Origin of the sequence: Saccharopolyspora mangrovi, assembly GCF_035320975.1 — a bacterium.
GTDB lineage: Bacteria > Actinomycetota > Actinomycetes > Mycobacteriales > Pseudonocardiaceae > Saccharopolyspora > Saccharopolyspora mangrovi.
The window spans coordinates 109,811-124,929 of the sequence record NZ_JAWLNX010000010.1 but is presented as its reverse complement, the minus strand read 5'-3'; the positions used below and the strand labels follow the sequence as shown (position 1 = coordinate 124,929).

14 protein-coding genes are annotated in these 15,119 nt (G+C 69.7%); 6 read left to right on the top strand and 8 right to left on the bottom strand.

Annotated elements, in window-relative coordinates; genetic code table 11:
• The first annotated feature begins 128 nt into the window (after positions 1-128).
• The gene (locus tag R4I43_RS16445; RefSeq protein ID WP_324266494.1) at positions 129-653 is read left to right on the top strand and encodes an SRPBCC family protein; all 525 of its coding nucleotides are present in this window, start codon (positions 129-131) and stop codon (positions 651-653) included.
• Complete coding sequence (locus R4I43_RS16440; RefSeq protein ID WP_324266493.1) at positions 653-1,699, top strand: LLM class flavin-dependent oxidoreductase; 1,047 nt, start codon at positions 653-655, stop codon at positions 1,697-1,699. Before R4I43_RS16445 ends, R4I43_RS16440 begins: the two co-directional genes overlap by 1 nt.
• A gap of 377 nt (positions 1,700-2,076) precedes the next feature.
• Here the strand turns inward: R4I43_RS16440 and R4I43_RS16435 are convergent, their stop codons facing one another.
• Both R4I43_RS16435 and R4I43_RS16430 read right to left on the bottom strand, forming a co-directional pair.
• On the bottom strand, positions 2,077-3,195 hold the full coding sequence (locus tag R4I43_RS16435) for an acyl-CoA dehydrogenase family protein (RefSeq protein ID WP_324266492.1): 1,119 nt from the start codon (positions 3,193-3,195) through the stop codon (positions 2,077-2,079).
• Positions 3,196-3,221: 26 nt separating this feature from the next.
• Positions 3,222-4,589, bottom strand: coding sequence for an AMP-dependent synthetase/ligase (locus R4I43_RS16430; protein WP_324266491.1), 1,368 nt, complete (start codon positions 4,587-4,589; stop codon positions 3,222-3,224).
• A 28-nt stretch (positions 4,590-4,617) separates the two neighbouring features.
• Here R4I43_RS16430 and R4I43_RS16425 point away from each other — a divergent pair, with 28 nt between their 5' ends.
• Entirely contained in the window at positions 4,618-5,148 is a 531-nt protein-coding gene (locus tag R4I43_RS16425) for a nuclear transport factor 2 family protein (RefSeq protein WP_324266490.1), read from the top strand.
• Here R4I43_RS16425 and R4I43_RS16420 read toward each other — a convergent pair whose 3' ends face one another.
• The 4 genes from R4I43_RS16420 to R4I43_RS16405 are packed head-to-tail and all read right to left on the bottom strand — an operon-like array spanning position 5,149 to position 9,926.
• Positions 5,149-6,129: a LysR family transcriptional regulator gene (locus tag R4I43_RS16420; RefSeq protein ID WP_324266489.1), complete on the bottom strand. Its 981-nt coding sequence runs from the start codon at positions 6,127-6,129 to the stop codon at positions 5,149-5,151.
• Between the two features lie 31 nt (positions 6,130-6,160).
• Positions 6,161-7,333, bottom strand: a complete 1,173-nt coding sequence (locus tag R4I43_RS16415) for an acyl-CoA dehydrogenase family protein (protein ID WP_324266488.1) — start codon at positions 7,331-7,333, stop codon at positions 6,161-6,163.
• A complete protein-coding gene (locus R4I43_RS16410; protein WP_324266487.1) occupies positions 7,330-8,607 on the bottom strand; it encodes a CaiB/BaiF CoA transferase family protein in 1,278 nt (425 codons plus the stop codon). The genes R4I43_RS16415 and R4I43_RS16410 overlap by 4 nt, the downstream gene beginning before the upstream one ends.
• Positions 8,604-9,926: an MFS transporter gene (locus R4I43_RS16405; RefSeq protein WP_324266486.1), complete on the bottom strand. Its 1,323-nt coding sequence runs from the start codon at positions 9,924-9,926 to the stop codon at positions 8,604-8,606. Before R4I43_RS16405 ends, R4I43_RS16410 begins: the two co-directional genes overlap by 4 nt.
• 229 nt (positions 9,927-10,155) lie before the next feature.
• Here R4I43_RS16405 and R4I43_RS16400 point away from each other — a divergent pair, with 229 nt between their 5' ends.
• From R4I43_RS16400 to R4I43_RS16390, 3 genes are all read left to right on the top strand, one after another.
• A complete protein-coding gene (locus R4I43_RS16400; protein ID WP_407691257.1) occupies positions 10,156-11,085 on the top strand; it encodes an alpha/beta hydrolase in 930 nt (309 codons plus the stop codon).
• A gap of 46 nt (positions 11,086-11,131) precedes the next feature.
• Complete coding sequence (locus R4I43_RS16395; RefSeq protein WP_324266484.1) at positions 11,132-11,821, top strand: SDR family NAD(P)-dependent oxidoreductase; 690 nt, start codon at positions 11,132-11,134, stop codon at positions 11,819-11,821.
• A gap of 135 nt (positions 11,822-11,956) precedes the next feature.
• Positions 11,957-12,082, top strand: coding sequence for a hypothetical protein (locus tag R4I43_RS16390; protein ID WP_324266483.1), 126 nt, complete (start codon positions 11,957-11,959; stop codon positions 12,080-12,082).
• 371 nt (positions 12,083-12,453) lie between these two features.
• Here the strand turns inward: R4I43_RS16390 and R4I43_RS16385 are convergent, their stop codons facing one another.
• Together R4I43_RS16385 and R4I43_RS16380 are read right to left on the bottom strand one after the other, a co-directional pair.
• Entirely contained in the window at positions 12,454-12,999 is a 546-nt protein-coding gene (locus R4I43_RS16385; RefSeq protein WP_324266482.1) for a hypothetical protein, read from the bottom strand.
• A 58-nt stretch (positions 13,000-13,057) separates the two neighbouring features.
• Positions 13,058-14,956 carry an alkyl/aryl-sulfatase gene (locus R4I43_RS16380; protein WP_324266481.1) on the bottom strand — a complete coding sequence of 633 codons (1,899 nt, stop codon included), beginning with the start codon at positions 14,954-14,956 and terminating at the stop codon, positions 13,058-13,060.
• Between the last annotated feature and the right edge of the window lie 163 nt (positions 14,957-15,119).

Here is a 15,119-nt window from a genome sequence, read left to right as displayed (position 1 = left end):
TCACCTGGAAATGCGCAGGGGCCGTTCTGGTCGGGCGTGCCGTCTCTTGACAGGTAGGTACAAATGAGCAACTGTTCTGGTCAGAGAACTCTGGTGGATCTTCGGTCGGAGAGGAGTCCTGGCGGGACATGGAGTGGACAGGCGCGCGGTACGCGGACAAGCCGACGGTGCAGGTGGAGACCTGGATCGACGCCTCGCCGGAGCGGGTGTGGGCGCTCATCTCCGACATCGAGCTGATGCCGAAGTTGAGTCCGGAGCTTCAATCAGTGGAGTGGCAGGACGGCGCGACCGGTCCCGAGCTGGGAGCGCGGTTCGTCGGCCGCAGCGAGCACGATGCGCTGGGCAAGTGGGAAACCACCTCGCACGTCGTGGATTTCGAGCCGCCGAACTCGTTCGGCTGGGCGGTGGAGGATCCGGACAACCCCACCGCGAGCTGGCGGTTCACCCTGGTGCCCGAAGCGGGCGGGACGCTGCTGCGGCAGTGGATGCAGATGGGACCTGCGCGTTCGGGGTTGTCGCTGGCGATCGATCGGATGCCCGACAAGGAGCAGAAGATCGTGTTCGTGCGGTTGCGGGAGCACGAGACCAACATGACCGGCACGGTGGCGGCGATCAAGGAACTGGCCGAGGGCTCCGGGAAGGCGGGTTCCTGATGCGGACGGCGACGACGATCGAAGCCTCGGGCGGTGCGTGGCCGGAGCTGGTCGAGTACGTGGTGGAGGCCGAGAAGCTCGGGCTGGACATCTGCTGGGTCGCCGAAGCGTGGGGTTCGGACGCCCCGTCACCGCTGGGGTACCTCGCGGCGCGCACCGAGCGGATGCTGCTGGGCTCGGGGATCATGCAGCTGGGAACCAGGACGCCGGTGGGGATCGCGCAGGCGGCGATCACCCTGTCGCAGCTGTCGCAGGGCCGGTTCCTGCTCGGGCTCGGCCCGTCAGGTCCGCAGGTGATCGAGGGGCTGCACGGCGTGCCGTTCGCGCGTCCGCTGGTGCGCATGCGCGAAACCGTCGAGGTCGTCCGGCAAGCGACTTCGGGCGAGAAGATTTCCTTCGAGGGGAAGCACTTCGCGATCCCGCTGCCGGGCGGGGAAGGCAAGCCCATGCGCTTGTCGGCGCGCGCCGAGCACGACATCCCGATCTACCTGGCCACGCTGTCGCCGGCGATGCTGAAGCTGACCGGCAAGATCGCTGACGGGTGGTTGGGCACCAGCTTCGTGCCGGAAGGAGCCGGGGAGGCGTACTTCACGCACCTGGATGCCGGGCTGGCCGAGTCCGGGCGATCGCGTGCGGTTCTCGACGTCTGCCAGGGGGCGGAGGTCGCGTTCGCCCGGGACGAGGGCGAGTTGCGCGAGATGCTGGGGGAGCGCAAGAAGAAGCTCGCGTTCAGCTTGGGCGGGATGGGCTCGTCGAGCACGAACTTCTACAACAGCGCCTACAGCCGTCAGGGCTGGGCGGACGTGGCCGCCGAGGTCCAGCAGCGGTGGCAGGCCGGGGACCGCGACGGCGCCGCCGAACTGGTCACCGACGAGATGGTGCTGGGCACCACCCTGCTCGGCACCGAGGACATGGTCCGCGACCGGCTGCGGGTCTGGCGCGACGCGGGCGTGGACACCGTCCGCTTCTACCCCGCCGGAGACACGCTCGAAGAACGGCTGTCCACCCTGGGCAAGGCCATCGAACTGACCCGGGGTCTCGATTGAGAACGCCCGTCTCGCCGGTGGTGTGAAATTCCGCTGCGGGGTCAGCCGGTACGCGGCCCGGTAGGGCTGCCCTGCGACGTGCAGCGTCGACCCTGGGTGCTAGACGGGCCGAACAGGCCCTGGGGTGCGGGAAGTGTGGCGCTGCGGAGTCCAAACACTTCCCGCACCCACCCGCGCTGCTCGAAGTGTGGGGGTCTCTCCAGGCGCAACCAGACCAGGTCTGTTCCGGAGAGCGAGAACGCCTCTGGTTGCCGAGGCCGAGCGCGTCTTCGAACTCGGCCTCTAGCCCGTTATCGGCCGGGTGCGAGAGCTCACCGATGAATCTGCTTCCGGATTTCAGCGATGAGCGCGACCCGGGCTGAGGCGTCTCAGTTCGTTCAGAGTCCGTAGGTCTTGCCGATGATGTCGCGCTGGATCTCGCTGGTGCCGCCGTAGACGGTCGAGACCACGGTGGAGCGCAGCATGGACTCCATGCCGTACTCGGTGGTGTAGCCGTAGCCGCCGAGCATCTGCATGCCTTCCAACGACACGTGCTTGGCGAGTTCGGTGCACTTGAGCTTGACCATCGACGCCTCGCACGTGACGAGCTCGTCAGGTGCGGCGTCGATGTGCGCGGCCACGCTGTAGACCAGCAGGTGCGCGCATTCGAGTTCGGTGGCCATGTCGGCGATGCGGTGCTTGAGCGCTTGGAACGAGCCGATCGGGCGCCCGAACTGTTCGCGCTGCCTGACGTGGTCGAGAGTGTCGTCGAACGCGCGCCGGGCGGCGCCGAGCATGCTCGCGCCGAGGATCATGCGTTCCAGGTTCAGGCCGGCCATGAGCTGGTGCCAGGCATGACCGACGGTCCCGACGACGGAGTCATCGGGTACGAAGCAGTCCGTGAAGTACAGGTCGTTGACCTCGCGCCCGCCCATCGTGTCGATCCCGCTGATCCGCAGGCCCTCGACTGAGGTGGGCACCATGAACTGCGTGAGTCCCTCGTGCTTCGAGGATTCCTTCGAGGTGCGGGCGATGAGCAGGATGTGATCGGCGATGTGGGCGTTGGAGCACCACGTCTTCTGCCCGTTGATCCGCCAGCCGCCCTCGACCTCGTCCGCTCGGCACGTCAGCGCGCCGACGTCGGGCTCGGACATCGAGATGGCCTCGACCCGGCCGCGGATCACGCCTTCGAGCACGAGCTTCTTCTGCTCGTCGGTCGCGAACTTCTCGTACGCGGCGGCCGCGATGATCGAGGTGGCGAAACCGCCCATCGGGACGCGCCCGTAGGCGGTCTCCTCCAGGAACAGGCACAGCTCGGTCATGCCCTGACCGGCACCGCCGAACTCCTCGGGCAATGAGATGCCCAGCCAGCCCGCGTCGGCGAGCTTGGCGTAGATCCCTTCGTCGTGCGGTTGCGCCAGCGCATTTCGCTGTTGCGGGGAGCCGCACTCGCGCCGGCAGAAGTCAGCCACGGCGTCGACGAGATCACGGCGTTGTTCGGTCAGGACCCGGGGCATGGAGGACGTCCTCTCGTGTGGATCGGTCAGCGGTACATCTCGTCGATGAGGCCGGCGTAGGTGTCGTGGATGACCGCGCGGCGCAGGCTGAGCTTCGGCGTCAGCTCGCCGGATTCCGCCGTCCACGGGCCCGCGATCACCCGGTGCTCCTTGACCTGCTCGACGCGGGCCAGTTGTGCGTTGACCCGGGCCACGAGCTCGTCGAGTTCGGCACGCACGACGGGGTGGAGCGCCAGTTCTGCGAGATCAGTGGTGTCCAGCCCGCGTGCTGTCGCCCAGGCGGGGGCGCCGTCCTCGTCGAGCACGAGCAGTGCGGTGACGTAGCGGCGCCGGTCGCCGATCGCGACGGCGTGGGCGACGAGAGGATGGGCTCGCAGCAGCGATTCGATGCCGCTCGGGGCGATGTTCTTGCCGCCTGCGGTGATGATGAGGTCCTTCTTGCGGTCGGTGATCGTGACCATGCCGCGTTCGTCGACGACTCCGATGTCGCCGGTGGCCAGCCACCCGGCGGCGTCGGTCGCCGGTTCGATCCCGCCATCGGGGACGAGGTAACCGGGGAACACCACAGGACCGCGGACAAGCAGCTCGCCGTCGGAGGCCACCGACACCTCGACGCCCGGTGCCGGTCGTCCGACGCTGCCGAGCGCGAAGGCCTCCGGGGTGCTCACCGTCGCCGCGCCCGTGGTCTCGCTCAAGCCCCACACCTCGTGGACCACGAGTCCCAGGCCGGCCAGCAACTCCAGGACGGAGGTGGGGATCGGTGCCGCCCCGCTCACGGCGCGGTGGCACTCGTCGAGACCGATCGCCGCCCGGATCGGTCGCAGCACCGCCTGGTCGAGCTCGTCGTAGCGGGTCAGCAGGTCTGCCGGGACCTCCTCGCCGGCGGAGCGCAGGCGGAAGACCTCCAGCGCGGCTTCGCGGGCGCTCTCGACCGCGGCCGCCGCGTCTCCGGCGAGCGTGTCGAGTCGTGCCGAAAGCCCGTCGGCCAGCTTCTCCCAGACCCTGGGGACCCCGAAGAAGCCGTGTGGGCGCACCGCGGCCAGCGTGGGCAGCAGCTGGGCTTGATCAGGGCAGAGGGTGACGTGGCCGGCGTTGCAGATCGGCATGTAGATCCCGAGCACGCGTTCGGCGATGTGCGCCAGCGGCAGGTAGGACACCGACCGGGGATGCTCCGGGACGGGGATGAGGTGCTCCTGCATCGTCGACTCGTGGATGACGTTGCGGTGCGAGAGCACCACGCCCTTGGGTTCGCCTGTGGTGCCGGAGGTGTAGACGACGGTCAGCGGTTGCTCAGGTGTCGCCGCATCGGTGAGCTCCTCGAACGCCGCGTCGACACCCGCCGCGCCGCCCCGCAGTTCGGCGTAGCTGACGAACAGCGGGTCCGAGGAGGGCACGCTGGCAGGGTCCAGGCAAGGAGGCGACATGCCCACGCTTGACGAGCTGCTCGCACGCACCGAGATCGGTGATGTCCTCGCGCGCTACGCCCACGCGATCGACCGCGGAGACCGCGAACTCGCCAGAACCTGCTACCACCCCGACGCCACGGACGACCACGGACGCTTCAGCGGAACCGTCGACGAGCTCTTCGAGTTCTTCGAAACCTACGGCGCCACGCTGGAGAGCACGTTCCACTTCCTGAGCCCGCCCACCATCGCGCTGGACGGTGAGCGTGCGGAGGTGGAGACCTGTTGCCTGTACCGGCGGCAACCGGTCGACGGTGGTGCCTCGTCGGCGGTGTTCCAGGGACTTCGCTACTTCGACATCTTCGAACGACGCGCGGTCCGTTGGCTCATCGCCGAACGGACCGTGATCCTCGACTGGGAGCACGCGGCCCCACCGCTGCCGGCCGCGGTGAGCCCACCGACGTGGGTCCGGGGGAGCCGCGGCGAAACCGACCCTGCCGCACCCTTGACGAGGTCGCTGTCGGCCTACGTGCGACGACCTGCCGGGTGATCACGGGTTCATCGGGAGGTGCACGTCGTCGTAAGCGGCGTCGGCCGCGTCGATCAGGCTCGCCCCGTCGCTCTGGGCGTCGGCGATGGCCGCGTACCAGGCGTCGAGGGTGGCTTTGCAGTGCCGGACCAACTCCTGGGCTGCCGGGCTCAACGCCGCGCGCCGGTGGGCCACGCCGAAGGGGACCGACACCAGCGGCTCGGTTTCGATCACGACGGCACCGAGTCGTCGTGCCTGCACGGCCATCCGCAGCGGCAGGAAGGCGTGCACCCCGCCGCCGAGGACGAGGGTGAGCTGCGCGTGGCGGTTGGGCATGCTCGCGATCAGCCGCGGTTCCACCCCGACGTCGCGCAGGGCGGTCGCCACGCGGTCGTTCTCGCGCTGCGCGAGCGAGCAGATCGTCAGCGGCAGCTCGCCGAGAGCATCGAGCGGGAGGCGGCCGGTCGACGGTGCCGGAGATCCCGGCGGCATCACCAGCAGCAGCCGCTGCACGCCGAGCTCGACGAACTCGAGGCTCTTGGTGGGCACGGGTCGGGTGGTGAACCCGAGCTCGTAGCGTCCAGTCGTCACCTCGCCGCACAGGTCCCGGACGCCGGCGACCTCGGAGATGTCCAGCCGCACGTCCGGGTACCGGGCCCGGAACGAGGTGATCCAGGAGGCGACCGCGTCGCTGGACATCTCCGGCATCGTGGCGATGGACACCGAGCCCACCTCGAGGTCCCTGGCCGAGCTCAGCGCGTCGCGGGCCGCCACGACGTCGTCGAGGATCGCCCGCGCTTTGGGAACCAGCAGCGTCCCCGCCGGGGTCAGGGCCAGGCTGCGCCGCGCGACGCGCTGGAACAGCTCCACGCCGAGCTCGCGTTCGAGTGCCTGGATCGCCTGGGACAGCGCCGGTTGGGAGACGTAGAGGTGCTGGGCGGCGCGGTTGAGCCCCTCGTGCTCGACCACGGCCAGGAAGTACTCGATCTGGCGCAGCTCCATCGCCCCTCCTCCGGTCGCCCGCGGACCAGCACTAACGTACGCGGTAGCTGTCCGGCAGCACTCCCTCCGCCGCGACCGACCGGGTCATCGCGCGGCCGAGGTTGCGTTCGTGGATGGCGGAGGCGCCCTCGTAGATCCGCAAGGTGCGGACGTCGCGCCACATCCGCGGCACCGGGTGCGGTCCGACGATGCCCTCTCCGCCGAGCAGCTGCACGCACTGGTCGGCGACCCTGCCGACCATCTCCGAGCAGTACAGCTTCGCCGCCGAAATCCGGTGCCGGGGAACGGTTCCGGCGTCGAAGGAGCGCGCTGCGTCGAGGGACAGCGCGCGCCCGGCCTCCATCTCCGAGTAGCACCGGCCCAGCTGGGCCTGCACGACCCCGAGCTCGGCGAGCGGTGCGCCGAACTGGTGCCTGTTGAGGACGTGGCGCGTGGTCTCCTCGAGCATCCGGGTCGCCTGGCCGACGCAGGTGGCCGCCACGTGCAACCGGGCGTGGTTGATGCCGCGCATCGCGGCCGCGAGCCCGGTGCCCGGCACTCCACCGAGCAGCCGGTTCTCGGCGACCGCCACCGAGTTCAGGTCGATCTCGCCGACGGGGCCTTCGGCATGGCCGTTCATGAGGTCGGGGATCCGGGTCGACACGCCGGGCACGGTCCGGTCCACGAGGAACGCCGACACCTCGGCGTCGTCGGTGCGCGCGAAGACCAGCAGCGTGTCGGCCCAGTGCGCGTTGGTGATGTAGCGCTTGGAGCCGTCCAGGACCCAGCCGTCGCCGGTGCGCTTGGCCGTGGTCTGGACGTTGGTGGCATCCGAGCCGGCCTCCGGTTCGGTCAGCGCGAACGAGGTGACCCGCCGGCCGGCGGCCATTTCCGGCAGCATCTCGCGGCGTTGCTGCTCGGTGCCGTGGTCGAAGATCGCCTGCGAGCAGAGGCCGATCACGGTCGAGAAGCGCGAGCGGTAGACGCACGAGGCCCTGGTGAACTCCAACGTCAGCAGCACCTGCTGCTCCATGCTCCAGCCGAGGCCGCCGTAGCTGGGTGGGATCGAGATGCCGAACAGTCCGAGCTCTGCCATGCGCTGCACGAGCCCATCCGGGACCTGCCCGGCGGCGACCATGTCGGGTTCGGCCGGGATCAGCTCGTCGTCGGTGAACTGGGCGATCGTGCGCAGGTACGCGTCGAAGTCGGGCGTGCCGCGGCTCATCGTGTCTCCATCCCTCGTGGTTGTTGCGGCGTGGCGACCCCGCCCGCGGCCGGCGGGCGGGCGGTGTGGGACACGCGGCGCCCCCGTGGGGTTGGGGGCGGGGGGCCGCGCCGGCGGGCGGCGCCACGCCGGTCGATCTCGTCCTCGCTGCGCCCGAGTTCGCGCAGCACGTCGCGGGTGTGCTCGCCCAGCCGAGGCGCGGCCGAGGTCCGGCCGCGCGCCGTCGCATCGACCTGGAAGGGCGCTGCAGGGGAGTCGATCCCGAGCTCCTCCAGCTCGACGAGCAGGCCCGACGCGGAGAGGTCCGCGTCCTTCACCAGTTCGTCGAACGAGCGCACCGAGCCGCACACGATCCCCCGCGAAGCCAGCAGCGCGATGGCCTCGGCGCGGGTGAGGTGGCCGAGAGCTGAGCTCAAGACCTCCTTGAGCGCCGGGCGGTTGGCGACCCTCGAGTCGTTGTCCGCGAAGCGCGGGTCGGCGGCGAGTTCGGGCCTGCCGATCGCCGAGCACAGAGCTGCCCACTTGGTCGCGGTGTAGGCCGATACGACGACGGCGCCGTCGACGGTCTGCACGAGGTCCGCGGCGGGTGCCACCGCGGGCTGGCCGTTTCCGGTCCGCCGGGGCGCTTCGCCGGTGAGGCGGTAGTTCATCCATTGCGCCGCCTGAGCCGCCACCACTGCTTCCATCAGCGACGTCTCGACGAGCGCCCCGTTGCCGGTCCGGCCGCGGCGGACCAGCGCGGCGAGCACCCCGGTCGTGAGGGCGTTGGCGGCGAGCACGTCGGCGATGGTGAAGCCGACGCGCTGCGGTTCGCCGTCGGCCTCGCCGGTGGTGTGCATGACCCCGAACTCGGCCTGGGCGGCGATGTCCAGGCCTGCCCGCCCCGCCGAGGGGCCACGGGTCCCGAACCCGGTGACGAACCCGTAGACCAGGTGCGGGTGGCGTGAGCGCGCCTGCTCCGGCCCGATGCCGAGGCGTTCGGCCGAGCCGTGCCGGAAGTTGTGCAGCAGCACGTCCGATCCGGCGCACAGCTCGTCGACGATCTGGAAGCCCTCGGGACGGCGCAGGTCGACCGCGATGCTGCGCTTGCCGCGGTTGTTGGCGTGCAGCATCGCCTCGCCGAACGAACCGACCGAGCGCGCTTGGTCGCCGGTGAGGCTTTCCACCTTGATCACCTCGGCGCCCAGGTCGGCCAGCTGCTGTCCGGCCCCGGGAGCGGCGATGTACTGGCCCAGGTCCACGACCCGGATCCCGGTCAGCGGCGTCTCGCTCACGAGGCCCTCCTCATCGCGGTCTCGGTCTCCAGCGCTCGGCGGGCGGCCTCGGGGTTCAGCAGCCGTGCACCGACCACGGCGCACGCGCAGATGGCGATGCCGACGACGAGGAACCCGTTCGCGTAGCCCGCGGACGCCGTCGGTCCGGCTTGGACGATGAGCCCCAGCGCGTAGGGGGCGATGATTCCCGCGAGGCTGTAGAACCCGATCACGCACCCGAAGAACGCGGCGCGCTGGCGCTGCGGGAGGAAGTCGGACGCGCCCGCGAAGGCGACCGAGAACGCGACGCTGTTGATGGAGAAGGTGCAGATCACCAGCACCAGCTGCAGCGTTCCCGGACCGACCGAGGTGAACGCGATCATGCTCAGTCCTGCGAAGACGATCAGCGCGCCGCTGAAGTACCCGCGAGCGGCCCGTGAGCTCCAGCCCCGCGCGAGAAACCGGCCGGAGAGGTATCCGCTGGCGACGAGGACGACGATCGCGGTGGCGTAGGGCAGGGTGACCAGCCATCCCACGGTGGTCGGCGAGTAGCCGAGGCCCTCGCCGAGGAACGCGGGCAACCAGGCGACCTTCAGCGAGGTGATGAGGTAGCCCGCGAACGACATCAGGCTCAGCCCCCAGAAGCTCGGCAGCCGCAGCAACCGCAGGAACGGCACGTCGATGTGGCCGTTCGGGTCCGCCTCCACCTCCTCGGCCGCGGGGCGCTTGCGCAGCGGCTGCCGCTCGACGTAGCAGAGCCAGACGACCAGCCAGACGATGCCGACCGCGATCAGCACGACGAACGCGGCGTTCCAGGAGTGCGAGACGATCACCCAGGTCAGGGCGGGTGCGGAGATCAGCGGACCGACCGAGGACCCGGCGTTGACGATCGATCCGGCGAACGCGCGCTTCTCCTTCGGGAACCGGTCGGCGACCACGCTCTGGCACAGCGCGTGCGTCGGGCCCTCGAAGAAGCCCAGCACGATCCGCGACACCAACAGCACCCCGAACGTGGTGGGCACCGCGAGCGGGAGCATGCTCGCCACCCAGGTGAACATCAGGATGGCTGCCGCCCACTTCGTGGAGATCCAGCGCATGGCCGACAACCCCACGGCACCGACCGCGAACAACCAGAAGAACGCGCTGCCGACCAGCCCGAAGTCGCCTGCGCTGAGTCCGAGGTCATGGCGAATCTGCTGCGATGCCAACCCCACCGCGGCCTTGTCCGCGAAGTTCAGGGTGAAGAAGGCGAAGAGCAGGATGACGACGCCCCAGGCCTTGCGGTCCCGATGGGGCAGCGGTGGTGACACCACCGGTGTCCCGATTTCGGCTGATGCCATGTGAGCCTCCGTCACGGCTGTGATCTCGTTGACCGGGCGCTGCGCTGGGACAACTCCACCGGTGATCGAGTGCGTCGACAAGGCCGGATCTCGAGTCACGCTTATAGCCAGAGCCGATAATCCGCGTGGCGTGGTCGGCGCAGGAGAGCCTGCAGCTGGTGGCAGCGGTGGCGGGTCGGGTTGGGTCGGTGGGACCGTGGCGTCATTCCCGCGGTGCTGGGGGCGAACGGTGCATCTTGATCGCGAACTGGCGGCAGTCGTGACTGCGTTGCCGGACCTGCACATCCATGACCTGGACGGGGCTCGAGCGCGGATGGCCGAGCTCGCCTCGTCGGCCGGGCAGGTGGTGACCGGCGAGGTCACCGTGTCCGATCACGAGCTGGCGGGTGTTGAGGGTGTGCTGGTGCCGGTCCGGGTGTTCCGCCCGTCGGAGGCGACTGCTCCGCTGCCCGCGGTGCTCCTGCTGCACGGGGGCGGGTTCGTGATGGGAGGCCTGGAGGCCCTCACCGCCCAGGCCGTGGACCTGTGCACGCACCTGCCTGCGGTCGTCGTCGCCGTCGACTACCGCTTGGCGCCCGAGCATCCGTACCCGGCGGCGTTGCGGGACTGCGAGGCCGCGCTGGGCTGGGTGGCGTCGGAGGCCGAGTCGCTCGGCGTGGCCGCCGATCGCATCGGTGTGCACGGCATGAGCGCGGGCGGTGGGCTCGCCGCGGCGCTGACGCTGCTGGTCCGGGACCGGGGCGGTCCGCCGGTGTGCTTCCAGGTGCTCGATGCCCCGGAGGTCGACGATCGCGTCGAAACGTTCTCGGCACGCACGTTCGAGGACACGCCGCTGTGGAACCACTCCGATGCGGTGTTGAGCTGGCGGCACTACCTGCGCGGGTGGAGCGGCGATGTGCCCGCCTACGCGGCTCCGGCGCGGGCGGGTGATCTGTCCGGGCTCCCTGCCGCGTACGTGTCGGTGTACGAGAACGACCCGCTGCGGGACGAGGGCCTGGCCTACGCCTCCGCGCTGCTGCGCGCGGGCGTGTCGGTCGAGCTGCACCTGTTCCCCGGGACGTTCCACCGGTCCGCGGTGCTCACGGGGGCGGCGGTGTCGCGGCGCCAGGCCGCCGAAACCCTCGACGCGCTGCGCCGGGCCCTGCATCCTGTCGCGTGACCCTCGGTCGGTCCGGACACTGGCCAGGAGACGAGTGGGGGATCACATGGATTTCGCGAACCGAACCGTCATCGTCACCGGCGGCACCGGCGCGCTCGGCATCGCCGTCGTGGGTGCGTTGCTCGACGCGGGCGCGCAGTGCCGCGTCCCGTACCTCATCGATGCCGAGGCCGATTCCTTTCCACATGGCGATCGGGTCACCCTCGTTCCACGGTGCGACCTGACCGACGAGTCGGACGTCGATCGCCTCTACGACGGCGTCTCCGACCTGTGGGCCTCGATTCATCTCGCGGGCGGGTTCGGCATGGGCGAGCTGGCCGACACCGACAAGGAAAGCCTCATGCGCATGCTGAACATGAACCTCGTCAGCTGCTACCTGTGCTGCCGCCGAGCGCTCGCCGCTTTCGGCCCGGACGGCGGCCGCATCGTCAACGTCGCCGCCCGCGCCGCGCTGGAACCCCGGCAGGGCGCCGGCACGACCGCCTACACCGTCAGCAAGGCCGGTGTGTCGGCTCTCACCCAAGCGCTCGCCGCCGAAGTGGTGCAGCACAACGTCCTGGTCAACGCGGTCGCGCCCGCGGTCATCGACACCCCGGCCAACCGGGCGGCCATGCCGCGTGCCGACCACCAGCGCTGGCCTTCTCCAGCGGAGATCGCGGCAACGGTCGGTTTTCTGGCCGCACCGGACAACGAGGTCACCACAGGAGGGGTGGTGCCCGTCTACGGCCGAGCCTGAAGCCAGCGGTGATCGCCGAGGTGACGGGACTTTTGGACCTGTTGACCTGCGCTCCTGGTCGGTTCACTTCTGACGGGAGCCCGGTCAACCCGGCCGGGGTCTCACCGACGACTCGGGGGCATAGGGGGACGTGGCATGACCACACCGCACCACGGCGCAGGAACCAGGATCACGATCGACGGGACAACGCTGAGCATCGCGCTCGTCATGCTGTTGGTGCTGGCCACGGTCATGCTGTCGCTGTTCGTCGTCGGGGCCTAGCTCACCGCTTCGACGCGGCTGGCCGACTACGCAGGGTTGTTGGTAATTATCCCCTGTTCGGGGCTGTTGCGGTGGAGGACGTTGGGTGGTGTCAGCTTCGCGCATTGCGTCACCCAGAACGGTCCGATCATGTACTCGTCGCAGGTCCCCCAGCAGCCCTCGCATCATCAGGCGCCCCACGTGTACCGCAATGCGTGCACCGGTACGTGGATATGCGACAGGGAAGGCACTCGCGCCCGGCCCGGGCCGGACAGCGCCCGGACCGTCTGCCGCAGCCACCTCGAGGCGGTCCTCGTCGCCCTGAGCATGAGCTCCACGCGATGACCCGCCTCGTCACGCTCCGTTTCGCCAGAGGTGTGGGGATCCGTGAGTCACAGCTCGTACCACGGCTCGGGCTCTCGTCCTGACTCCCACGTGACGAAGAGCTCGGACGGCTCGGCGGCGACCCGGAGGCTGGCATCCACGTGCTCCCCGCCCCGGTTGCCGACGAACCTCACCCGCTCGCGGTAGAACTCGCCGGGGGCGATGACCGCAGCTCGCCAGCGGTCGTACTCGGGGCCGACGGGGTCTGAGGGTTGGTTCCCTCGGCCGGCGCCGTAGATCTCCAGTTCGGACACCGGCATGGGGCGATCGGCGGTGTTGGTGATGGTGATCTCCGCCGACCACGTGCATCCGGGTACGACCGGGACGCCGCTCATCGGTCCTGATTCGACACCGGGGACGTCGGGAGCCGCGAGCGGGGCGGCCATCGTGATCTCGTAACCGCCGTCCAGGGCGACGGTTTCGCCGAAGGCCACCCCTTTTCCGCGGTCGTCGTCGAACGCGCCGAGAACCATGGCGACGTAGAGCCCGAAACCGACGAGCGCGACGGTGCGCCGGGTGCGGCGACGTGGGCGGAACGAGGAGGAGCGCGTCATGGCCCGCAGGCTAGGACAGCTGATCGTCTCCCGAGGCGATCTTGACGAAATCGCTGGTTCAGGGCGTGACGATGGTGAAGTCCGGGTCGGGGTCGCTCAGGTAGCCGAACAGTTCGGCGATGCGGTTGGTGTTGCCGGTGATCTCGGCGCGACCTCGGTCGGCGAGATCGGTGACCGTCGCGGTGCCGAGCAGGACGCTGCGCAGGTCGGGTTCGTCGAGGGTGACTTCGACGTCGGGCTCACCGGCGGCGGGCCCGGTGCCGGTGACGTGGGTGAGCACGCCGTTGCGCAGGCGCTGGGTGTGCTGCTGGTCGGCGAGGTTCCAGCGGAGCGTGATGTCGGCGTCCCAGCTCTTCGGTCCGTCGAGGCGGATCGCGAGCGCGTCGAAGAGCTGGTCGAGCGTCAGTGCGTTGAGCACGTCGGGTGAGGTGGTGACGGTGGGCGTGCCGATCGAGCCGTTGCGGAGCTCGTAGGCGCCCATCAGGTAGAAGTTGCGCCAGGGCCCGTTCTCGCAGCCGTACCCGAGTTGTTCGAGGGCGTCGGCCTGCAGGGAGCGGGCGGCTTCGTGGTCGGGCTGGGCGAACAGGACGTGGTTGACGACCTGCACGACCCACCGGAAGTCGCCTTCGTCGTAGGACTTCCGGGCGCGGCGGACGATTTCGTCGGCGCCGCCCATGAATTCCACGTAGCGCTTGGCGGATTCGGCGGGTGGGTGTTCCCAGAGGTGGGCGGGGTTTCCGTCGAACCAGCCCATGTACTTCTGGTAGATGGCTTTGGTGTTGTGGCTGACCGAGCCGTAGTAGCCGTGGGTGTGCCAGGCGCGTTCGAGGTTCGGCGGCATCTGGATCTGTTCGGCGATCTCCAACGGGGTGAGCCCCTGGTTGAGCATCCGCAGCGTCTGGTCGTGCAGGTAGGCGTAGAGGTCGCGTTGCTCGGTGAGGAACTCCACCACGCGATCACGTCCCCAGACCGGCCAGTGGTGGGAGGCGAAGGCGACCTCGGTGCCGTCGGCGAACAGGGTGACGGCTTCGGTGAGGTAGTCGGCCCAAGCGTGGGGGTCGCGCACTTCGGCACCGCGCGGGGTCAGCAGGTTGTGCAGGTTGTGGGTGGCGTTCTCGGCCATGCACAGCGCGGAGCGGTTCGGGAAGTGGATGTTGAGCTCGGCAGGGGCCTCCGTGCCCGGGGTGAGCTGGAAGTCCATCCGGATGCCGTCGATCGTTTCCGACTGGCCGGTGGTGGTGATGTCGTGGGTCGGCGGGACGAGGCCGACGCCGCCGGTGGAGGTGGTCGGTCCGAGCCCAGCGCCGATCTGGCCCAGCGGGCCTTTGGCGAGAGCGGCTCCGTACATGTAGGCGGCGCGGCGAGCCATCGCGGTACCGGCGTAGATGTTCTCGCTGACGGCGTGCGCGAGGAACCCGTGCGGGGCGAGGACGGGAATTTCGGCGGTCAGCTCGTCGTCGGTGAGGAGCCCGCGCACACCGCCGAAGTGGTCGGCGTGGCTGTGGGTGTAGAGCACACCGGTCACCTGGCGGTCACCGCGGTGGCTGCGGTAGAGCGCGAGTGCCGCCGCGGCGGTCTCGGCCGACAGCAGCGGGTCGATGACCAGGATGCCGCGCGATCCCTCCACGACGGTCATGTTGGACAGGTCGAACCCGCGGATCTGGTAGATGCCCTCGACGACTTCGAACAGGCCGTGCTCGGAGCACAACCGGCTCTGCCGCCACAGGCTGGGGTTGGCGGTGTCCGGGCAGTCCTGGGCGAGGAAACCGTAGGCCTCCAGGTCCCACACGACGGCGCCCTCGGCGTTGCGGATCAACGGCTCGGCCGCTGTGCCCAGGAAACCCCGGCGGGCGTCGTCGAGGTCGCGGGTGTCGTCGAAGGGGAAGCGCTCCCGCACCGAGGCGTTGCCGGCGACGATGCCCGGCTGTGCGGGTCGCGGGCCGGGGCTCTGGGACATCACGGCTCCTACTCGGTTCCCGACAGCTACGTGGCCGAAAGACATCGTCACCGGCTGCGCAGCAGCACGCCACCGGAAGGGCGAAGAACGCGCCGCGGAGCGACCATCGGTAGCGGGCGCGCTCGCGCCGGTCAGGTGCTGCGGTCCCCGAGCTGAGGAGGTC